This is a genomic window from Pseudonocardia sp. MH-G8 (genome assembly GCF_002262885.1).
GTDB lineage: Bacteria > Actinomycetota > Actinomycetes > Mycobacteriales > Pseudonocardiaceae > Pseudonocardia.
Genome location: NZ_NKYF01000020.1, coordinates 84,468 through 104,115, shown reverse-complemented (window position 1 = coordinate 104,115; position 19,648 = coordinate 84,468). Strand labels below are relative to the sequence as shown.

Below are 19,648 nucleotides of genomic sequence, written 5' to 3'. Positions count from 1 at the left end.
AAACTGCGACAGACTCCGGTCGTGGATCTTCGTGTCAGAGATCCCTGACGCCGTCGTCGGCGAGATGAACGAGGAGAGCGCGGGCGGTTGTCCCCCGACCGCGCCCGGCTTCAGGGGACCGATTTCGTGAGCGTCACGCCCGCCACTGACGGTCCCCGATCACTGCAGCTTCGGTGCCACCGTCGGCGAAGATCACCTGACCGGTGACGAAGCGGTTCTCCGGGCCCGCCAGCCAGCTGAGGAGGTGACCGACCCACTCCGGTCGGCCCGGGAAGCCGCCGAGGGGTTGCGGCGCGGCTGCCTCGATGGTGGTACGCACCTCGTCGTCGGCGAGTATCCAGGCGGCGGCCGGGGTGTCCACGACGCCGGGTGCGACCGCGTTGAGCGGGATGCCGACGCCGGCCCATTCGGGCGTTGGGGCGGTCCTTCGTACCCACCCGTTCAGCGCGCGCTTGGCAATGCCGTAGGCAGAATCGCGCAGCGAGGGATCGGCGTCCACCAAGGCGGTCGCGGTTGCTTCGTCGCCGTCCGCGCAGGCCTGCAGGACCCGTTCGTCCGCGGGCGCCAGCGATGAGGTCGAGGACACGGCGACGGCCCGAGGGGCCTCGCTGTCCGCCAGTAGGGGGCGCAACCCTTCGAGTGTTGCGACCGCGCCGAAGTAGTTCGTCTCGAGGAGCCCGGTCCGGCCGCCGCCGGCGATCGCCAGCACCGCATCGATGTGCCCCCACTTCGCCACCTGGTCGACCAGCGATCGGCGGCCGGCGGGCGTCGACAGATCGGTGATGACGTCGGCGTTGCTCAGGTCGCAGCCGATGACCCTGGCACCTCGGTCCCGCAGGATCGACGCAGTGGCGGCGCCGATGCCCGAAGCCGAGCCGGTGACGACGTACCTGCGCGCGGTCACCGGCCCTCCCCGCATGTGCTGTCGTCAGCAGGTTCGACCTGGAGGTACGGTGCGCCCTTGCGCCGGAAGTACACCTGACTGCACACCTCGGCGAGAATGATCACCGCCACGAGCTTGAGCGCCCCTATCAGCGGGACGCTGTCGATCGGCATCGTGTAGGCCAGTATCACCGTGGTCGCGGCGTCCAGCAGCAACGCGAAACCCCAGGTCATCGTGCCCACGCGCACCACCCGGCGGAAAGCCGGCGTGTCACGCCACGCGGCATTGATCTGCTCGCGCAACGAGCCGCTGGTGAAGAGCTGCAAGGCGGACAGGTAGTACGGGGTCCGCAGGAGGGTGAGGAGGATCCAGATGCCCGCCATCGCGGTGATCCAGCCGTCACGCGCCAGCAGGGTCCTCGGACTGCCGGTCAGGAACGACAGCGCAACGCTGAGAAGCAGGACGGTCACGACGAGACCGGCGAGCATGTCGATCCGCCGCTTCGTGACCACCGAGTGCACCGCCTTGGCGGCCGGTGCGACCAGGCCCAGCATCAGGGCCGGCCACTGGTCGACCCCAGCAGCGCGCAATCCGTAGAACACCGCGATCGGCGCCACCGCGTTGACCACCAGGCTGACGGCGATCGCGCGTTGCGGGCTGACCTCGTTGCTGGTCGGTGCCGGATTCGCGGCAGGGGAGGTCGGGTTCATCCTCGCCCGCCGCGAGCGTGGAAGCGCGTGCTGTTGACCACGCCGTCAATAGTAACTGACTGCGAGGTCAATAGTCGAGCGAGGCGGGTGCGCCGCGTGATGATCTCGATCCGCGGGCGGGCCTGCGCCTGCGTCAGCTCCTGGCCTGCATACCGCCGAGCAGGATCTCTGCGAGCTCCGCCGCGTAGGCGCGCGGTTCGACGTCGGGATGCTCTTCGAGGTACGCGAGCATGGTGTCGATCGAGCCCTGGTAGGTGACCGCCATGACCCTGGTATCGAAATCACCCAGGCTGCCCTCGGCCTGGCCGCGACGGAACAGCTCCTCCTGTCCGAGGTAGGTCTCCTCGTAGAAGTCGGTGGTCACCCGTTCGCCGCCGTCCGGACGGCGCAGGTTGTGCACGATGCGGCTCAGCGCGACCAGTTCGTTCCGGCTGGTCAGGATCTGAGAGGCGGCCTCACGCAGGGCGGCGCGGATGACGTCCGGCACGGGCTGACCGAAGTCGAGCGTGTCGACGATGTTTTCCCGAAGGGTCTCCATCGTCGCTTTCGCCGTCGCCTCCATCAGGTCGTCCTTGCCGCTGAAGTAGTGCCAGACCAACCCCTTGGCGACATCGGCGCGCAGGGCGATGCGGGTCAACGACGCGCCCTCGTAGCCGCGGTCGACGACCTCCTGGATCGCTGCCACCATGATCTGCTTCCGTCGTTGGTCCTCGCTGAGGCGTTGACGCGGGCCGCGCGGCAGGCGGGAGTGGGAAGTCATGACAGGGCCGGCTCCGGCAAAGGCTTCCCCTCCACGGCGCGCATGCTACGGCCCGCAACCTGCGGCCGAGGCCCGGCTGACATCGCATCGTGCGTGAGCAATTCCCGACACGGCCTTCGAGCGGCACCGGCGGCGCCACGGAGCCCGGTTCGTCCGTGCCCGCCCCGACCTACAGCCTGCAGACGTTCCGACGTCGGCGCCGTGCCCGCCGGACGAGAGCCGGAGTTCAGTCAACTGATCGAGTGGAAGCCGGGCGCCGACGAGGACATCGTCGAGGCATGCGACCGTGCCACCGGCGCGGTGCGGTGGACGGCAGCCGCGTCGACCTCGTCTTCGGCTCGAACTCCGAGCTGCGTGCCCTCGCGGAGGTCTACGCGAGCGAGGACGCCGGGGAGCAGTTCGTGAAGGACTTCGTGGCCGCGTTCGCCAAGGTCGTGGACTCCGACCGGTTCGACGTCTGACCTGCCCCGCCGGGGGGAAGCCCGAGCCGCTCAGCGCGTCCGCGGCTCGGGCTTCCCCGCGACGCGCTCGAGCAGCGGCGTGAGGCGGTAGTCGACGAGCCGGCGCATCACGAGCGAGGTCGTGGTGCGCTCCACGCCCTCGGTCGCCAGCAGCAACCCGGCGATGCGGTAGAGGTCGTCGGCGTCGCGGGCGACGACCTGCACCAGGAGGTCGGCCTCGCCCGAGAGGCCCTGGACCTCGAGCACCTCGGGGATCCGTGCGAGTGCCGCGGCCACCGGTCCCAGCTCGCGCTGCACGACCCGCACGGTGACGTACGCGGTGAGCGGGTAGCCCAGCGCCGCCGGGTCGATCCGGCGCTCGAACGTGTCGAGCACGCCCCGCTCCTCGAGCCGCGCCAGCCGGGCCTGCACGGTGTTGCGGGTGAGCCCGACCTCCTCGGCGAGGGCCACGACGGTCGCCCGCGGATCCCGGGTGAGCGCCTGCAGCAGGCGCCCGTCGACTGCGTCGATCGGAGTGCGCACGCTGCCGGTCCTTCCTGTCGTCTGGCTGCGCTGGATTGTGCATCCTGCTCGATCTGGCGTCCACCGCTTGTGCATCGAGATCTGCTCTGTTCGACTCGGTGAGCACACTGCTGCAGGAGGAGCCACCGTGACGACGATGTCGACCCGCCCGACCGAGAGCGACGCGCTCGCCGTCCTGCGGGAGGTCGAGCAGCGGGTGCTCTGGCTGTCGGCGGCCGTGGTGCACCACGCCAACCGGGTGCGGCCCAACACCACGGGGCTCAAGGTGGGCGGGCACCAGGCGTCGAGCGCCTCGATGGTGACGATCATGACGGCGCTCTGGTTCGAGCACCTGCGCGCGGGGGACCGGGTCTCGGTCAAGCCGCACGCCTCGCCGGTGCTGCACGCGATCAACTACCTGCTCGGCGAGCTGGACCAGCGCTACCTGACGACGCTGCGCGAGTTCGGCGGCCTGCAGAGCTACCCGAGCCGCTCGAAGGACCCGGACCCGGTGGACTACTCGACCGGATCGGTCGGGATCGGGGCCACCGCGCCGATCTGGGGGGCGCTGGCCCGCCGGTACGTCGACGCGAAGGGCGCGGGTACGGGTGCCGGACGGCAGTACTCGCTCGTCGGGGACGCGGAGCTGGACGAGGGTGCGGTCTGGGAGGCCGTGCTCGACCCGATGGTCGCCGAGCTGGGCGAGCTCGTGTGGATCGTCGACGTCAACCGGCAGTCGCTGGACCGCGTGGTGCCCAACATCGGGGTCACCCGCCTGCAGGGGATGTTCGCCGCGGCGGGGTGGCAGGTGCTCACCGTCAAGTACGGGCGGGTGCTGCAGGAGCTGTTCGAGCGTCCGGGCGGCGACGCGCTGCGCCGCCGGATCGACGAGATGACCAACCCCGAGTACCAGCGGCTGCTGCGGTGCAGCCCCGAGCAGCTGCGCGAGCGGCTCCCGGCCGGGGATGCGGCGCTGCAGCGGCTGGTGGCCGGCCTGGACGACGACACCCTGCACACGTGCGTCCGCAACCTCGGCGGCCACGACCTCGACGCGCTCGGCGAGGCCTTCGGCGCCATCGACGACACCCGGCCCACGGTCGTCTTCGCCTACACGGTGAAGGGCTACGGGCTGGCCAGCGAGGGGCATCCGCAGAACCACTCGTCGTTGCTGACCGACGAGCAGTTCGGCGAGCTCGCCGCCCGGGTCGGTGCCGCGGTCGACGCGCCGTGGGAACGGTTCGCGCCGGGCTCGGCGCCCGCGCGGCTGTGCGCCGCGGTCGCCGAGCGCCTGCGCCGCGACCCGGTGGTCCCGACGCCCGTCCCGGAAATCCCGGCCGACATCGGGCGCACCCCGTCCGGCACCGCCACGACCCAGGCCGCGTTGGGCCGCGCGCTGCTCGACCTCACCCGCTCGGCCCCCGAGGCCGCGGCGCGCGTGGTGACGCTGTGCCCGGACGTGAGCTCCTCGACCAACCTCGGCGGCTGGGTCAACAAGGTGGGCGTGTGGTCGGCCGCCGAGCGCCCGGACTGGTTCGACGACGACCCGGAGACGATCCTGCACTGGCGGGAGCGCCCGGAGGGCCAGCACGTGGAGCTGGGGATCGCCGAGACGAACCTGGTGGGCCTGCTCGGCGAGCTGGGCGCCACCTGGTCGCGGTGGGGCGAGCCGCTGCTGCCGATCGGGGTGCTCTACGACCCGTTCGTCGAGCGGGCGTTGGAGCCGTGGTCGTTCGGGATCTACGCAGGCGGCCAGTCGATCCTCGTGGGCACGCCGTCCGGGGTGACGCTCGCGCCGGAGGGCGGCGCGCACCAGTCGATCACGACGCCGTCCGTCGGCCTGGAGCAGCCGGGCTGCACCAGCTACGAGCCGGCGTTCGCGATCGACGTCGAGTGGACGTTGCTGGCCGCGCTCGCCCGGCTCGGCCGGCCCGACGGCACGTCGGCCTACCTGCGCCTGTCGACGCGGCCGGTGGACCAGTCGCTGGCCGCCGTGCCAGGCGATCCCGCCGCCCGCGAACGGCGGCGCCGGCAGGTCGTGGCCGGTGCCTACCCGCTGGTCCGCGCGTCCGGAACGCCGGCCGTGACCGTGGCGGCGATGGGGGCGTGCGTGCCGGAGGCGCTCGCGGCCGCCGCCCGCCTGGAGGCGCTCGGACACCCCGCCGACGTGGTGTGCGTGACCAGCCCGGGCCTGCTGTTCGAGGCGGTGCAGGCCCGGGCGGGGCAGGGTTCGTCCGAGAGCTGGGTGCTCGACGCCGCCTTCCCCGCCCGACGTGCCGCGCCGATGGTCACCCTGCTCGACGGGCACCCCCACACCCTGGCCTTCCTGGCCGGGATCCACCGGGTGCGGGCCGCACACCTGGGCGTCACCCGGTTCGGCCAGTCCGGCGACCTGGACGCGGTGCAGAGCCACCACGGGCTGGACGCCGACACGGTGGTGCGCGCCGCGCTCGACCTGATGTGAGCGACCTGACGGCGCGGAGGGCGGGCGGACCGGTGTCAACCCACGACGACCCGGTGGTGGGTGAAGAGCCTCCGCTCCCGGTCGACCACCGTCGCGTTCACCCGTTCCCGCCACTCGGTGGACACCGCTCGCCGGTACTCCGGGGTGTCGAACACCGCCGGGCCGCTGAGTTCGTGCACGGCGAGCCGATCCGGCCCGGCGCCCTCCACCCGCTGGTACCGGACCGTTCGCCGCCAGCCCGGCACCGCCGCGAGCAAGGGCAGGTGTTCCTCGGCGTACCAGGTGTCGAGCTCGTCCGGGTCCGTGCTGGTGAGCGCGACGGTGAGCAGGAGCGGACAGGCCGTGGGCGTGGCCTCTCCCGGCCCGTCGATCCTGGCGTACACGCGGCGGTCGAGTACCGCCAGCCGGTCGACGACCGTCTGCTCGTAGGGGCTGCGTACCCGGGCCGCCGCGTAGGCCGGCGAGTCCAGCGCCGCGAGGCGTAGGGGATAGACGGCCAACCAACCGGGTGCGAGCTCGTCGGCGGCTCGGAAGCGGTGCCCGGCGTGCACGCCCGGCACCCGCAGCCGGGCCGGGCCGTGGTCGGTGTCGTACCAGTGGTGGAACTCGTCCAGCGGTACGCGACCCGGCTCGGACAGGACGAACAGCAGGCCGTCCGGCTCGCCGGTCACGGGAAGTCGAAGCAGGTCGTGGGGTTGTCCACGAGCAGCCGCCGGCGCCGCGCGGGGTCGGGGGCGATGTCGGCGAGCAGGTCGACCAGGTCACCGTCGTCGGGGACGAACCCGTGCGTGTTGGGGTGCGGGAAATCGGTGCCCCACACCACCCGCTCGGGCGCGCTGCGCACCAGCAGCGCGGCCAGCGCCGCCGAATCCGCCATCGACGGCGGGGAGACCGCCAGGCGGTCGCCCCCGGACGCCTTCACCCACACCTCGCCCGTGTCGAGCAGCCGGCGCAGCGCGGTGACGGCGGGGGAGTGCAGGCCGGCACGCAGGTCCACCCGGGCCATGTGATCGATCACCACCGGCAGCGGCAGCGAGCGCACCAGGTCGGCGTGTTCGGCGATGCCGTCGCCGGCCACGTGCAGCGCGACGTGCCAACCGTGCGGGCCGATCAACCGCACCACCGCGTCGATCTCCTCGGCCGACGGCGCCGTCCCGAGGTGCGGGGTGAAGTGCAGCCGGGCGCCGCGGACCCCGGCCTCGTGCAGGCGGGCCACCTCGGCGGGCGAGGTGTCCGGGCGGATCAGCGCCACGCCTCGGTACCGCCCGGCGCCCTCGGCCAGCGCCGCCTCCAACGACGCGTGGTCGGTGCCGTGCGCGGCGGACTGGACGATCACCGCGCGCTCGAGCCCGAGCAGGCGGTGCAGCGCCTGCAGGTCGGTCAGTGGCGCTTCCGGCGGGGTGAAGGTGCGGTCCGGGGCGTAGGGGAAGGCGTTCGTCGGACCGAAGATGTGGCAGTGCGCGTCGCAGGCCCCGGCCGGCAGGGCGAGCGCCGGCCGGTGCGGGTCGGGGTGCGGGCCAGGATTGTGCGGGCCCTTCCGGGTCGTCGTCATTCTCCTGCTCCTCAGTCGCAGCGGGCGGTCATGCCGCCGTCCACGACGATCTCGGTGCCGGTCACGAAGCGGGCCTCGTCCGAGGCCAGGAACAGCGCAGCGTGCGCGGTGTCGCGGCCGTCGCCCATGAACCCCAGCGGGATGCGAGCCAGCCGCTGGGCGAGCAGCGCGTCCACGTCCCCTCCGGCGCGTTGCCCGGCCAGTCGGGCCTCCACCAACGGGGTGTGGAGCTGCCCGGGAACCACGGTGTTGACCCGGATGCCGTGCGGTGCGTGCTCGACGGCCGTGACCTTCGAGAGCTGGATCACTGCCGCCTTGGCCGAGGCGTAGGCCACCTGCGGCGATCCGGTGAACCGCTGCCCGGAGGTCGAGGCGATGTTCACGATCGCGCCGCCGCCACGCGCGCGCATCGCCGGGATGGCGTGCCGGCAACCGAGGTACACGCTGGTCAGGTTGAGCTCGATCTGGGCCCGCCACCCGGCCTCGTCGAGCTCGGTCGGGCCGCCGTGGCGGGACCCGCCGACGTTGTTCACCATCACGTCGACCCCGCCGAAGGCGGCGATCGCCGCAGCGATCATCGCCTCGACCGCCGCCGAGTCGGTGACGTCGCAGATGTGCCCCTGCGCGGTGCCGCCCTCCTCAGCGATGAGGTCGAGGGTCGCACTCAGCGGCTCCGGGGCGCGGTCCACGGCCAGCACCCGTGCGCCCTCCCTGGCGAACACCACCGCGGTTGCCCGGCCGTTGCCCCAGCCGTTGCCGACGCTGCCCGCCCCGGTGACCACCGCGACCTTGCCGTCCAGCCTGCCTGCCATCACGCCGCTCCGCGCTCGCCCTCGTCGCCGACGTGCAGGGCGACGAGGAACCGGGACACCAGGTTGTAGGCACCGATGGTGACGGTCAGTTCGACCACCTCCCGGTCGTCGAAGTGCTCGCGCAGGTATGCGAACACCTCGTCCGGGACGGTGACGTGCGCCGTCATCGCGTCGGTGTAGGCGAGTGCGGCGGACAGGCGGGGCGCGAGCGTGCCCGGGTCGCAGTCCCCGCGCAGCGCCGTGAGATCGGCGTCGGTGAGCCCGGCGGCCCGCCCGAGGGGCTCGTGCGCGCGCCACTCGTAGTCGGCGCCGTTCAGCGCGGCGACCCGCAGGATCGCCAGCTCGCGCACGTCGGCGGGCAGCGTGGAGGCGGTGCGCACCGCGCCCATCAGGGAGTTCCAACCGTCGGCCAGCGGGGGGCTGTGCAGCAGCATCCGGTCCAGCGAGGTCAGCGTGCCGCCGCGGCGGGCGCGGATCCGCTCGACGATCTCGTCGTCCGGGCCTGCGGGGAGGCCGGATCCGGCGTAGTCGAGGCGAGCCATGAATCTCCATGTCGGGTCGGGTGCGGGAGGTCAGGTGGTGGTGACGGCGCCGGTCGGGGTCTCGGTGGTGTGCCCGGCGCCTGCGGCTCCCGGCATCTCCGACTCCGGCAGCTCCGCCACCTCGTCGCCGTTCAACACCGCGCGGGCGCGATCGACGTCGAGCCGCTGCTCCCAGCGGGCGACGATCAAGCTGCCCATGATCTGGCCGGACAGGCTGACCAGGCCGCGCATGGTGGACATGAACCGGTCCACACCGATGATCAGCATGATGCCGACGACGGGGACCACCCCGGTGCTGCTCAGGGTTGCGGCGAGGATCACGAAGCCGGCTCCGGCGACACCGGCGCTGCCCTTCGAGGTGATGAGGAAGACGGCGAGCAGGCCGATCTGCTGCCACAGCGACAGTTCGAGGTCGAAGGCCTGTGCGATGAACAGGCTGGCGAAGCCGAGGTAGAGGCAGACCCCGTCGCCGTTGAACGCGTAGCCCGAGGGCACCACCAGGCCGACGATCCGCTTCGGCGCGCCGAGATGTGTGAGCTTGCGCATCAGGGCCGGCATGACCACCTCGTAGTTCGAGGTGCCGAGGGTGATCAGCAACTCGTCGGTGAAGTACCGGTAGAGCTTGAGGATGCGGAGTCCGCAGAGTCGGGCGACCACACCGAAGACCAGCAGGCTGAAGACGATGCCGCTGACCCAGAACAGCAGCACGAAGCTGCCAAGGCTCACGAGCGTGGTCAGGCCGAACTTCCCGGTGGTGTAGGCCATCGCGCCGAACGCGCCGAGCGGGGCCAGGTACATCACGAGCCTGATCACGCCGAAGGTCGCGTCACCGATCTTCGCGACGCCGCGGACGACCGGGTCCCCCGCGGACCCCATCGCCTTGATCGCCACCGCGAACAGGATGGACACCAGCAGCACCTGCAGCACATTGCCGTCGGTGAACGCGCTGACCACGCCGTCGGGGATGATGTCGAGCAGGAAGTCGTACCACCGGGTGTTCTCGGCCTGCTGCACGTACTGCTCCGCGGAACCGGAGATCTTCAGTGCGCCCGGGTCGGCGTGCAGAGCGGCCCCGGGGCGGAACACGTCCATCACCACCAGGCCGACGATCAGCGCGAGCGTGGTGACGACCTCGAAGTAGACCAGTGCCTTGACGCCGACCCGGCCGACCGAGGCCAGCTCTCCGGCCGACGCGATGCCGGTGACGATGGTGCAGAAGATCACCGGTGCGATCAGCATCTGGATCAGGGCGATGAACCCGGTGCCGACCGGCTGCATCGCGGCGCCGACGCCGGGGGCAGCGAGGCCGAGTGCGGCGCCCGCGACGATCGCGACGAGCACCGTGATGTAGAGCTTCGTCGTGAAGGCGCTGCGGACGAGCGAACGTAGTGACATCGGAAACCTCGCTGTCTCCAGGACGGCCTCGGGGAGCGGCACTTGTGCGACTGACGTACAACTGTGCGATGGACGTACACACGGTTCCGCCGTTGTGCGCCGATGTCAAGGCCTCCCGCGCGGTGCGGAGGTGATCGGGCACCGGCCGGGACCGGTGGGAGACTGCGCGGGTGTCCCGACAAGACCCGGACTTCATCGACTCGGTGGACAAGGCGCTGCAGGTGATGCTGGTGTTCTCGGCGGAGAACCCCGAGCTCAGCGTCAGCCGCGTCGCGGAGCTGACCGGGCAGACCCGGGCGACCGTCCGCCGGGTGCTGCTCACCTTCGCCCGTCTCGGCTTCGCCGAGGTGCGTGACCGCCGTTTTCGGCTCACCTCGAAGGTGCTGCGCCTGGGCTACGGCTACCTCTCCTCGGCGCCCTGGTGGGAAGCCGCCGAGCCGCACATGCGCAGCCTGTCGGGCGAGCTGCAGGAATCGTCGTCGCTGGCCACCCTGGACGGTGCCGAGATCGTCTACCTGGCACGGGTGCCGAGCCCGCGCAGCGTGGCGATCACGTTGAACATCGGTTCCCGGCTGCCGGCCTACCCGACGTCGCTGGGACGGGCCCTGCTGGCGGCGCTCCCCGAGGACGAGCTCGACGCCTACCTGGAGTCGGTCGACCTGCGTCCGCTCACCCCGCACACGATCACGGATCCGGCCCGGCTGCGGGAGGTCCTGCACGACGTCCGGCGCGACGGCTACGCGCTGATCGACGGCGAGCGCGAGGTGGGTGTCCGCTCCGTCGCCGCGCCCATCCGGGATCGGGACGGTGTGATCGCGGCCCTGAACATCTCGGTGAACGCGGCCCGGCTCTCGGTCGACGAGCTGCGCGAGCGGTGCGCTCCGATGGTCATCGAGCACGCGGAGGCCATCTCGGCGGAGATCGCCACTCGCTGACGCCGCGCCGCGTCACGGGCGTCAGCAGCGGCCGGACTGCTGATCGAGGGTGCTGAGGAAGTCGGTGAACGCCCTGTCCGTGCGGGCGTGGTCGCCGGTGGCGTCGAGGTCCATGAGGAGACCGCGGATGACCGCGAGGAGGAGGGTCGCGAGCTCCGGTCGCCCGATGCTGCGCAGGCCTTCTTCGAGCGGCCCGAGCCAGTCGGTCGTGGCCACTCGGCGGAAGTCGGGCCACAGCTGCTGTGCCGCGCTCTCCCGCAACTGCCCGAACATCCGCAGGTAGGGCTGCCCTTCGGGGCCGGTCATGACGGTCCAGGCGGTCGCCAGTGTGGCGGTGTAGGGCTGGTCGGGCCGCACGCGCAGCAGGTCGCCGAAGGCGGAGAGCTGGCGTTGCCGCGCGTGCGTCAGGACGGCGCGCAGCAGGGCGTCGCGGGTGCCGAAGTGGTAGATCAGCATGCGGGTCGAGGTGCCGGCGGCGCGGGCGAGCGGTTCGAGCCTGTCGGGCAGGCCGTGCTCGAGCGCGTGGTCGGTGCAGGCGTCGAGCAGCCGCTCCTTGATCTCCGGTTGCGGTCGCCGTCCCACCGGTGCATTTTTTCATGTAATTATCAGTACGTCTACTGTGGGTCGAAAGGCGGAGTTGGAGGTCCGGATGAGGGTCGTGTTCGTGCACGGGGCGTGCGTGCAGGACGGGTCGTGGTGGTGGCACCGGATGAGCGGGCTCCTGGAGGAGCACGGGGTGTCGAGCGTGGCCCCGGCGCTCCCGAGCTGCGGCGAGGCCGGCGTGCCGGGCGGAGCCGGCGGGCCCGGGCTGGCCGAGGACGTCGGTGCGGTGCGGCAAGTGCTGCAGGACGGTGACGAGCCGACGATCGTGGTCGCTCACAGCTACGGCGGGATCGTGGCGGCGGAGGCGGCCGCGGGCGTCGAGTCGGTGCGCCACCTCCTGCTGATCTCGAGCTACCTGCCCGAGGTCGGGCAGAGCCTGTCGGACTTCGGCGACGGGTCCCCGGCGCCGTTCCTCGACGTCGACCCGGCCGCCGGGACGTTCGGGGTTCGCCCCGAGCTCCTGGTGGAGACGTTCCTGCAGGACTGCGACGCCGACGTGCAGGCAGAGGCGGCCGATCACCTCGCCCGGCAGAACGTGCAGGTGACCGGGCAACCGGTCTGGGCGGCCGCCTGGCACGACGTGCCCTCCACGTACCTCGTGTGCGCCCGGGACGCCGGCACTCCTGCCCGGTTGCAGCGGGAGTTCGCCCGCCGCGCCGGCCGCGTCGTCGAGCTCGACGCGGGACACCACCCGTTCCTGTCCCAGCCCGTCGCGGTCCGCGACCTCCTGCTGAGCCTGTGAGGCGCCCGCGCCTCATCGACGTAGCAGATGCTGGGACCGCTGTTGCAGCTGTTGGGACGCGCTCCTAGCGTCGCGGGTGTGGTCGTCGACGAGCAGAGCTACGGGCAGGGGCATGCGGAGAGTGTCGTGCGGTCACAGACCTGGCGGACCGTGGACAACTCGGCGGCCCACCTCGCCCCGCACCTGCGCCGGGGGCAGCGGGTGCTCGACGTCGGCTGCGGTCCCGGCACGATCACCCTCGACCTCGCCTCCCGGGTGGCTCCCGGGCAGGTCGAGGGGATCGACCTCGCCGAGGCGGTGCTCGACCGGGCGCGTCGTGCCGCCGGGGAGGAGGGCGTCGGCAACGTCCGGTTCGCGCGGGGCAGCGCGTACGAGATCGACGCCGAGGACGACGCCTTCGACGTCGTGCACGCCCACCAGGTGCTGCTGCACCTGACCGACCCCGTCGCCGCCCTGAGCGAGTTCCTCCGGGTGACCCGGCCCGGCGGGTTCGTGGCGGTGCGCGACACCGACTACGCCGGATGCATGTGGTGGCCCGCCGACCCGCGCCTGGACCGGTGGTTGCAGATCTACCGCGCGGTGGCCCGGGGCAACGGCACCGAGCCCGACGCCGGACGCCGGCTGCTGGCCTGGGCGCACGCCGCCGGCGCCACCGACGTCACCCCGAGCGCGTCGATCTGGTGCCACTCCACGCCCGACGAGCGCGCGTGGTGGGGCGGGATGTGGGCCGACCGGATCCTCGACTCCCGCATCGCCGAGCAGGCCGTCGAGGGCGGGCACGCGAGCCGCGCGGAGCTGGCCGACATCTCCTCGGCCTGGCGGCGGTGGAGCACCGATCCCGACGGCTGGTTCGCGATCCCGCACGGCGAGGTCCTCTGCCGGGTGGCCGGCGCCGGCCCGTCCGGGCCCCGGACGGAGGCGTCGTGACCCTGGCCGACCCCACGGTCACCCGCGTCGACGTCGTCGCGCTGCCCACGTACTACCCGCGCCGGGTGGGCCGCAACGCCCGCCTGGGCAGTCACGGGACCGGCGGCGAGTCGCGCGTCGCGGTGATCAGCACCGATACCCGGCACACGGGTTGGGGCCTCGTCGAGGGCCCCGGTGGGGATGTCGCCGACGTCGTCGGGCATCCGCTGTCGGACCTGGTCGATCCCGCCGGCGGCACCCGGCACGAGCGCCACCTCTGGCTCGACATCGCCCTGCACGACCTGCTCGGCGTGGTACAGGACCTGCCCGTGCACGCGCTGCTCGGCGGCCGCGGCGACCGCTCGGTGGAGGTCTACGACGGTGCGATCTACCTCGACGACCTCGATCCCGACGACCTCGATCCCGACGACCTCGATCCCGACGACGCGCCGCGCGGACCGCAGGTCGTGCTGGAGAACTGCCGGTCCGACGCGGCCGCCGGCTACACGGGCTTCAAGCTGAAGATCGGGCGGGGCCACCGCTGGATGGATCGGGCCGCGGGTGACGCCCGCGACGTCGAGATCACCCGCCGCGTGCGCGAGGCGTGGCCGGACGCCAAGATCCTCGTGGACGCCAACGACGGCTACGACCTCGACGGGTTCTGCCGCTACCTCGATGCGGTGGCGGACGTGGGCCTGTACTGGGTGGAGGAGCCCTTCCCGGACGATCCCGGCGATCTCGCGGCCCTGCGGCGGCACCGGGACGTCGTCAGCCCCGCGACGCGCATCGCCGAGGGGGAGACCGCGCCGGACGTCGAGGCCCTGCTCCCGGTCGCCGAACGGCACGACATCGACGTGCTGCTGATGGACGTGGTCTCGTTCGGGATCACCCGGTGGCGACGGCTCGTGCCCCGGCTCGCGGACGCGGGCGTCGAGGCGTCGCCGCACGCCTGGGGTCGGCCCCTGAAGACCCTCTACGCCGCGCACATGGCTGCCGGCCTGGGCGGGATGCCGATCGTCGAGGGGGTCCCGGGGCGCACCGATGGCGTGGACGCCTCCGGGTACGTGTTCGTCGACGGGCACCTCACGGTTCCCGACCGGCCCGGCTTCGGGCTCCCCCTGCCTCGTCCCTGAACCTGATCGTCGCTTTGTCCGGGCCGGATCGCAGCGACACGCGCGCACCCACGCCCCGACTCGCGGGGTTGGGGAGGTCCCCACCCGCGAGTCGGGCTCACACTGCCCGCGAGTCGGGGCCTACTGCCCGCGAGTCGGGGCCTACTGCCCGCGAGTCGGGGTTTGGGCGCGGGTGTGTCGCCGGTCGATGCCGGGCCGGGCTCAGGTCGTGCGGCGGTCCCGCAGCCGCTGCAGCTTGCCCACCGAGCGTTCGAGGGTGTCGGGGTCGACGATCTCGCACGTCACCGTGACGCCGACGGTGTCCTTCACGGCCTGCACCAGTTCGGCGGCCGCGCTCACGCGGCGCTCGGCCGCCGCGTCGGGCCGGGCCTCCACCCGGACGGTGAGGGCGTCCATCCGGCCCTGCGTGGTGAGCTCCAGCTGGAAGTGCGGCGCGCAGCCGGGGGTGCGCAGCACGATCTCCTCGATCTGGGTGGGGAACAGGTTCACCCCGCGCACGATGATCATGTCGTCGCTGCGGCCGGTGATCTTCTGCATCCGCCGCATCCCCAGCCGCGCCGTGCCGGGCAGCAGGCGGGTGAGGTCGCGGGTGCGGTAGCGGATGATCGGCAACGCCTGCTTGGTGAGCGAGGTGAAGACGAGCTCGCCCTCCTCGCCGTCGGGCAGCGCTGTGCCGTCGATCGGGTCGATGACCTCGGGGAGGAAGTGGTCCTCCCAGATGTGCAGGCCGTCCTTGGTCTCCACGCACTCCTGCGAGACACCGGGGCCCATCACCTCGGAGAGGCCGTAGATGTCCACGGCGTGGATGCCCGTGCGGTCCTCGATCTCGGCGCGCATCTGCTCGGTCCACGGCTCCGCGCCGAAGATCCCGACCTGCAGTGAGGTCGAGCGCGGGTCGATGCCCTGGCGCTCGAACTCGTCGAGCAGGGTGAGCATGTAGCTCGGGGTCAGCATGATGACCTCCGGCCGGAAGTCCTGGATCAGCTGGACCTGCCGGGGGGTCATGCCGCCGGACACCGGGATCGCCGTGGCTCCGAGCTTCTCGATGCCGTAGTGCGCGCCCAGACCGCCGGTGAACAGCCCGTACCCGTAGGCGTTGTGCACCTTGTGGCCCGGCCGCCCGCCCGCGGCGCGGATCGAGCGGGCGATCAGCGCCGCCCAGTTGTCGATGTCCTGCGCGGTGTAGCCGACGACCGTCGGCTTGCCGGTGGTGCCGGACGAGGCGTGGATGCGCCGGACCTGCTCCTGCGGCACGGCGAACATGCCGAACGGGTAGTTCTCGCGCAGGTCGGCCTTGGTCGTGGTCGGGAACCGCGCGATGTCCGACAGTTCCCGGCAGTCGTCCGGGTGCACGCCGGCGGCGTCGAAGGCGCGCCGGTAGTGCGGCACGTTCTCGTAGGCGTGGCGCAGCGTCGCGCGCAGCCGCTCGAGTTGGGTGGCCCGCAGCTCGTCCACGGACATCCGCTCGGCCGGGTCGAGCATGTCGGCGGGCGGGGCGTCCCCGAGGTGCTGCGGGCGGGTGCTCGCGGGGTTCGACGGCGTCGTCGAGGTGGTCACAACCGTCCTCCGGGTGCGTGGATCGTTCGACCGGCGACAAGCTCGCTCATCGAGCAGCGTCCTCCTGCGCGTCCTTCTTGGCCACCAGCGTGAGCACGTCGTAGCGGGCGACGGACTCGCCGTCCTGGCGCGTGACGTCGGCGTCCCAGCGCACCTCGCCGTAGTCGGCCGACTCGCGGGGGGTGAGCTGCTTGCAGGTGAGCGTCACGGTCAGCTCGTCGCCGAAGCGCACCGGCGTGAGGAACCGCAGGGCGTCGACGCCGAAGTTCGCGAGCACCGGGCCGGGGTCGGGGTCGACGAACAGGCCCGCGGCCAGCGAGACCACCAGGTAGCCGTGCGCGACGCGCTCGCCGAACAGCGGGTTCGCGGCGGCGGCCTCGGCGTCCATGTGGGCGTAGAAGGTGTCGCCGGTGAACTCGGCGAAGTGCTCCACGTCCTCCTGGCTCACCACGCGCGGACCGGCGACGACGGTGTCGCCCGGGCGCAGCTCCTCCAGGTGCTTGCGGAACGGGTGCACGTCGGTCTCACGCCGCTCGGCGCCGGGCACCCAGCGCCCGGTGATCGCGGCGAGCGTGTCCGGGTCGGCCTGCACGGCGGTGCGTTGCATGTGGTGCAGCACCCCGCGGATGCCGCCCATCTCCTCGCCGCCACCGGCGCGCCCGGGTCCGCCGTGGACGAGCTGGGGGAGCGGCGAGCCGTGCCCGGTGGACTCCTGCGCGTCGCGGGAGTTGAGCACCAGCAGCCGGCCGTGCCACGGCGCGACGCCGAGCACGACCTCGCGGGCGAACGCGGGGTCGGCGGTGACGATCGAACCGGCGAGGCTGCCCTGGCCGCGGGCGGCGTAGTCGATGAGCTGGGCGGTGGAGTCGTAGGGCAGGACGGTGGACACCGGCCCGAACGCCTCCACCTCGTGCGGCTCGGCCCGCTCGGGGTCGCCGACCAGCAGGATCGGCGAGACGAACGCGCCGCGGTCCGGGTCGGCGTCGACCACCTCGACGCGTTCGGGGTCGCCGAAGACGACCCGCCCGGAGTCGGCGAGCGCCTTGACGCTGCGGCGCACCTCCTCGCGCTGGTCGAGGCTCGCCAGCGCGCCCATCCGGACGCCCTCGCTCGCCGGGTTGCCGATGGTGGTCCGCGCCAGCCGTGCCGAGACCGCCTCCACGACGGCGTCGACGTGCGCGCGGGGCACGAACGCGCGACGGATCGCGGTGCACTTCTGCCCGGCCTTCACCGTCATCTCGGTGACCAGACCCTTGACGAACAGGTCGAACTCCGGCGAGCCCGGTGCGGCGTCCGGGCCGAGTGCGGAGAGGTTGAGCGAGTCGGCCTCGGCGGTGAACCGCACGGCGTTGCGGACCAGGGTCGGGTGCGTGCGCAGCAGCTGCGCCGTGGACGCCGAGCCGGTGAAGGACACCAGGTCCTGGCCGGTGAGGTGGTCGAACGCGTCGCCGAGGCTGCCGGCGACGAACGCCAGTGCACCGGGCGGCAGGATCTGCGACTCGACGATGATCTCGATGAGCTCCGCGGTGAGGAACGCGGTCGGGCTCGCCGGCTTCACCAGGCTCGGCACGCCGGCGAGGAACGCGGGCGCGAGCTTCTCCAGGGGCCCCCACACCGGGAAGTTGAACGCGTTGACCTGCACCGCGACACCGTGCAACGGCGTGCAGACGTGCTGGCCGAGGAACGTGCCGCCACGCCCCAGCGGCTCGACGGCGCCCTCGACGTGGACGGTGTCGTTGGGCAGTTCGCGCTTGGCCTTGCTCGCGTAGGCGAGCAGCACGCCGATGCCCCCGTCGACGTCGAACTTCGAGTCGCCCAGAGTCGCCCCGGTGCGTGCGGAGACCGCGTAGAGCCGCTCGCGGTGCGCGCGCAGGTGCTGGCCGAGCGCCTTGAGTAGCCCCGCGCGCTGGTGGAACGTCAGCTCGCGCAGGGCGGGCCCGCCGGTGCGGCGGCCGTGCTCCAGCGCAGCGGCGACGTCGATGCCCGCCGACGAGACGCGCGCGACCTCGGCACCGGTGACGGCGTCGTGGAGCGGCCTGCCCCCGTCGGAGGGGCGCTGCCAGGTGTCGTTCACGTAGCTGCGCAGGACGGGCACCATCGAGTCCTCCGAGAGTAGCTGACCGACCGTTCGTTCGGACGCTAGCACGCGGGAGGTCGCGGGTCCCAGGGGTCCGCTCCGCTCGTACGAACGGCACACTCGTCCGATAGAGCGGTACGAGGGTGCCGCTCGTCCGCGTTCCGTGCGGTCGACGGTCGCGACCGATCGTTCGGTCGGCCGCTACGCTGGCGCGATGACCGATGATCCAGCTGTGCGCCTGGAGCGCGACGGCGCCGTCGCCGTGCTCACCCTGGCGCGGCCGGCCCGCTACAACGCCCTCACGCGGGAGCTCAAGGAGGCGCTGCTCGACGCGCTCACCGAGCTCGCCGGTGCCGAGGACGTGCGGGCGCTCGTGCTCACCGGGTCGGGGCGGGCGTTCTGCGTGGGCCAGGACCTCGGGGAGCACGCGGAGGCGCTGCGGCGCGACGCCGGGAGCGCGCTCGACACGGTCACGGAGCACTACAACCCGATCGTGCGGGGTCTCGCCGCGCTGCCGTTCCCGGTCGTCGCGGCGATCAACGGGCCGTGCGCGGGTGCCGGAATGGGGTTCGCCCTGGCCTGCGACCTGCGCGTCGCCGCGGCGGGAGCGTCGTTCTCGACGGCGTTCACCGGGATCGGGCTCACCGCCGACTCCGGGCTCTCGGCGAGCCTCGCCCACGCGGTCGGGGTCTCGCGGGCGCTGGAGCTGCTGCTGCTCGGCGAGGGCTTCACCGCGGAGGAGGCGAAGGCCTGGGGGCTGGTGCGCGCGGTCGTGCCTGCCGACGAGGTGCTCCCGGCGGCGCTGGAGCTGGCGCACCGGCTCGCGAGCGGGCCGACCAGGGCCTACGCCGAGGTGCGCCGCGCGGTGCGGGACGGCGCGGTGGCTCCACTGGAGGAGGTGCTGGCCGCCGAGGCCGCCGCACAGGCCCGGCTCGCCACGACGTCGGACCACGTGCAGGCGGTCGCGGCGTTCCTCGAGAAGCGGCGCCCGACGTTCGAGGGGCGATGACCACCGACGCCGGGCGGGTGCGGCGGCCGACCCGCGGGCCCGGGTCCCTCCTCGAGATCGCCGTCGGGGAGTTCCTGGCCCGGGGTTACGACGCCACGTCGATGGAGGACCTCTCGCGCGCCGCGGGGATCACGAAGTCGTCGTTCTACCACCACTTCAGCGGCAAGGAGGCGTTGTTGCGCGCCGCCCTGGAGCGGGCGGTCGACGGGCTGTTCGGCATCCTCGACGAGGAGGGTGCGCGGGCCGGGACGGCGCTTCAGCGGCTGCACCACATCGTCCGGGGGCAGGTGGCCGTGCTGGTGGCGGAGCTGCCCTACGTGACGGTGCTGCTGCGGGTCCGGGGCAACACGGAGTCGGAGCGCTGGGCGCTGGAGCGTCGCCGCGAGTTCGACGCGCACGTCGCCGCGCTGGTGCGCGAGGCCGTCGAGGCTGGGGAACTGCGCAAGGAGGTGGAGCCTGCGCTGGCGGCGCGGTTGCTGTCGGGTCTGGTGAACTCCGTCGTCGAGTGGGCGCGTCCCGACCGCGGCTCGGATGCGCTGCCCGATGCCGTGGCGCGGGCCGCCTTCGAGGGCATCCTGCCGGTCGCGGATCCCGGCGGCGGCTGAACCA

The 19,648-nt window shown here is 72.6% G+C and carries 19 protein-coding genes and 1 pseudogene; 8 read left to right on the top strand and 12 right to left on the bottom strand.

Features of this window, described 5'->3' with window-relative positions; translation table 11 throughout:
- Positions 1–133 precede the first annotated feature (133 nt).
- The 3 genes from CFP66_RS32620 to CFP66_RS32610 all read right to left on the bottom strand — a co-directional run bounded on the left by CFP66_RS32620 (position 134) and on the right by CFP66_RS32610 (position 2,281).
- Positions 134–904, bottom strand: a complete 771-nt coding sequence (locus tag CFP66_RS32620) for an SDR family oxidoreductase (RefSeq protein ID WP_198961806.1) — start codon at positions 902–904, stop codon at positions 134–136.
- Positions 901–1,512 carry a VC0807 family protein gene (locus CFP66_RS32615; protein ID WP_143517437.1) on the bottom strand — a complete coding sequence of 204 codons (612 nt, stop codon included), beginning with the start codon at positions 1,510–1,512 and terminating at the stop codon, positions 901–903. Before CFP66_RS32615 ends, CFP66_RS32620 begins: the two co-directional genes overlap by 4 nt.
- Before the next feature lie 214 nt (positions 1,513–1,726).
- On the bottom strand, positions 1,727–2,281 hold the full coding sequence (locus CFP66_RS32610) for a TetR/AcrR family transcriptional regulator (RefSeq protein WP_158228285.1): 555 nt from the start codon (positions 2,279–2,281) through the stop codon (positions 1,727–1,729).
- Between the two features lie 321 nt (positions 2,282–2,602).
- Here CFP66_RS32610 and CFP66_RS48650 point away from each other — a divergent pair.
- Positions 2,603–2,814: pseudogene (locus CFP66_RS48650) on the top strand (hypothetical protein); the annotation flags it as partial.
- Between the two features lie 30 nt (positions 2,815–2,844).
- Here the strand turns inward: CFP66_RS48650 and CFP66_RS32605 are convergent.
- The gene (locus CFP66_RS32605) at positions 2,845–3,336 is read right to left on the bottom strand and encodes an Lrp/AsnC family transcriptional regulator (protein WP_233159918.1); all 492 of its coding nucleotides are present in this window, start codon (positions 3,334–3,336) and stop codon (positions 2,845–2,847) included.
- 136 nt (positions 3,337–3,472) lie between these two features.
- Here CFP66_RS32605 and CFP66_RS32600 point away from each other — a divergent pair, with 136 nt between their 5' ends.
- On the top strand, positions 3,473–5,776 hold the full coding sequence (locus CFP66_RS32600) for a pyruvate dehydrogenase (RefSeq protein WP_094929137.1): 2,304 nt from the start codon (positions 3,473–3,475) through the stop codon (positions 5,774–5,776).
- Positions 5,777–5,811: 35 nt separating this feature from the next.
- Here the strand turns inward: CFP66_RS32600 and CFP66_RS32595 are convergent, their stop codons facing one another.
- From CFP66_RS32595 to CFP66_RS32575, 5 genes are read right to left on the bottom strand one after another with little or no spacing between them, the layout of a single operon-like run.
- Complete coding sequence (locus CFP66_RS32595; RefSeq protein ID WP_094929060.1) at positions 5,812–6,447, bottom strand: hypothetical protein; 636 nt, start codon at positions 6,445–6,447, stop codon at positions 5,812–5,814.
- Positions 6,444–7,328, bottom strand: a complete 885-nt coding sequence (locus tag CFP66_RS32590) for an amidohydrolase (protein WP_094929059.1) — start codon at positions 7,326–7,328, stop codon at positions 6,444–6,446. The genes CFP66_RS32595 and CFP66_RS32590 overlap by 4 nt, the downstream gene beginning before the upstream one ends.
- Before the next feature lie 11 nt (positions 7,329–7,339).
- The gene (locus tag CFP66_RS32585) at positions 7,340–8,140 is read right to left on the bottom strand and encodes an SDR family NAD(P)-dependent oxidoreductase (RefSeq protein ID WP_094929058.1); all 801 of its coding nucleotides are present in this window, start codon (positions 8,138–8,140) and stop codon (positions 7,340–7,342) included.
- Positions 8,140–8,682 carry a carboxymuconolactone decarboxylase family protein gene (locus CFP66_RS32580; protein WP_094929057.1) on the bottom strand — a complete coding sequence of 181 codons (543 nt, stop codon included), beginning with the start codon at positions 8,680–8,682 and terminating at the stop codon, positions 8,140–8,142. Before CFP66_RS32580 ends, CFP66_RS32585 begins: the two co-directional genes overlap by 1 nt.
- Before the next feature lie 30 nt (positions 8,683–8,712).
- Entirely contained in the window at positions 8,713–10,077 is a 1,365-nt protein-coding gene (locus CFP66_RS32575; protein ID WP_094929056.1) for a cation:dicarboxylate symporter family transporter, read from the bottom strand.
- A 170-nt stretch (positions 10,078–10,247) separates the two neighbouring features.
- Here CFP66_RS32575 and CFP66_RS32570 point away from each other — a divergent pair, with 170 nt between their 5' ends.
- Positions 10,248–11,012 (top strand): IclR family transcriptional regulator C-terminal domain-containing protein, encoded by a 765-nt coding sequence (locus tag CFP66_RS32570; protein WP_094929055.1) that lies wholly within the window; start codon positions 10,248–10,250, stop codon positions 11,010–11,012.
- A 21-nt stretch (positions 11,013–11,033) separates the two neighbouring features.
- On the opposite strand, the gene CFP66_RS32565 is transcribed toward CFP66_RS32570, so the two are convergent.
- Entirely contained in the window at positions 11,034–11,594 is a 561-nt protein-coding gene (locus tag CFP66_RS32565) for a TetR/AcrR family transcriptional regulator (protein WP_094929054.1), read from the bottom strand.
- A 67-nt stretch (positions 11,595–11,661) separates the two neighbouring features.
- On the opposite strand from CFP66_RS32565, the gene CFP66_RS32560 reads away from it, so the two are divergent.
- The 3 genes from CFP66_RS32560 to CFP66_RS32550 all read left to right on the top strand — a co-directional run bounded on the left by CFP66_RS32560 (position 11,662) and on the right by CFP66_RS32550 (position 14,396).
- Entirely contained in the window at positions 11,662–12,357 is a 696-nt protein-coding gene (locus tag CFP66_RS32560; RefSeq protein WP_094929053.1) for an alpha/beta hydrolase, read from the top strand.
- A 78-nt stretch (positions 12,358–12,435) separates the two neighbouring features.
- On the top strand, positions 12,436–13,284 hold the full coding sequence (locus CFP66_RS32555; protein ID WP_233159916.1) for a methyltransferase domain-containing protein: 849 nt from the start codon (positions 12,436–12,438) through the stop codon (positions 13,282–13,284).
- Positions 13,281–14,396, top strand: coding sequence for an enolase C-terminal domain-like protein (locus tag CFP66_RS32550; protein ID WP_094929051.1), 1,116 nt, complete (start codon positions 13,281–13,283; stop codon positions 14,394–14,396). Before CFP66_RS32555 ends, CFP66_RS32550 begins: the two co-directional genes overlap by 4 nt.
- Before the next feature lie 201 nt (positions 14,397–14,597).
- Here CFP66_RS32550 and paaK read toward each other — a convergent pair whose 3' ends face one another.
- Positions 14,598–15,878: a phenylacetate--CoA ligase PaaK gene (gene paaK, locus CFP66_RS32545; protein ID WP_094929136.1), complete on the bottom strand. Its 1,281-nt coding sequence runs from the start codon at positions 15,876–15,878 to the stop codon at positions 14,598–14,600.
- A gap of 121 nt (positions 15,879–15,999) precedes the next feature.
- A complete protein-coding gene (paaZ, locus tag CFP66_RS32540; protein ID WP_094929135.1) occupies positions 16,000–18,048 on the bottom strand; it encodes a phenylacetic acid degradation bifunctional protein PaaZ in 2,049 nt (682 codons plus the stop codon).
- Positions 18,049–18,244: 196 nt separating this feature from the next.
- Between paaZ and CFP66_RS32535 the strand changes: the two genes are divergently transcribed.
- The gene (locus CFP66_RS32535) at positions 18,245–19,039 is read left to right on the top strand and encodes an enoyl-CoA hydratase/isomerase family protein (RefSeq protein WP_094929134.1); all 795 of its coding nucleotides are present in this window, start codon (positions 18,245–18,247) and stop codon (positions 19,037–19,039) included.
- Positions 19,036–19,644, top strand: coding sequence for a TetR/AcrR family transcriptional regulator (locus CFP66_RS32530; protein WP_094929050.1), 609 nt, complete (start codon positions 19,036–19,038; stop codon positions 19,642–19,644). The genes CFP66_RS32535 and CFP66_RS32530 overlap by 4 nt, the downstream gene beginning before the upstream one ends.
- Positions 19,645–19,648: the final 4 nt, after the last annotated feature.

What these genes read in the sequence shown, in the direction of transcription:
- CFP66_RS32610 (WP_158228285.1), bottom strand. Translation starts at nt 2,281, where the DNA reads ATGGTGGCAGCGATCCAGGAGGTCGTCGACCGCGGCTACGAGGGCGCG.
- CFP66_RS32600 (WP_094929137.1), top strand. Translation starts at nt 3,473, where the DNA reads ATGTCGACCCGCCCGACCGAGAGCGACGCGCTCGCCGTCCTGCGGGAG.
- CFP66_RS32590 (WP_094929059.1), bottom strand. Translation starts at nt 7,328, where the DNA reads ATGACGACGACCCGGAAGGGCCCGCACAATCCTGGCCCGCACCCCGAC.
- CFP66_RS32585 (WP_094929058.1), bottom strand. Translation starts at nt 8,140, where the DNA reads ATGGCAGGCAGGCTGGACGGCAAGGTCGCGGTGGTCACCGGGGCGGGC.
- CFP66_RS32580 (WP_094929057.1), bottom strand. Translation starts at nt 8,682, where the DNA reads ATGGCTCGCCTCGACTACGCCGGATCCGGCCTCCCCGCAGGCCCGGAC.
- CFP66_RS32575 (WP_094929056.1), bottom strand. Translation starts at nt 10,077, where the DNA reads ATGTCACTACGTTCGCTCGTCCGCAGCGCCTTCACGACGAAGCTCTAC.
- CFP66_RS32560 (WP_094929053.1), top strand. Translation starts at nt 11,662, where the DNA reads ATGAGGGTCGTGTTCGTGCACGGGGCGTGCGTGCAGGACGGGTCGTGG.
- paaK (WP_094929136.1), bottom strand. Translation starts at nt 15,878, where the DNA reads ATGCTCGACCCGGCCGAGCGGATGTCCGTGGACGAGCTGCGGGCCACC.
- CFP66_RS32535 (WP_094929134.1), top strand. Translation starts at nt 18,245, where the DNA reads ATGACCGATGATCCAGCTGTGCGCCTGGAGCGCGACGGCGCCGTCGCC.
- CFP66_RS32530 (WP_094929050.1), top strand. Translation starts at nt 19,036, where the DNA reads ATGACCACCGACGCCGGGCGGGTGCGGCGGCCGACCCGCGGGCCCGGG.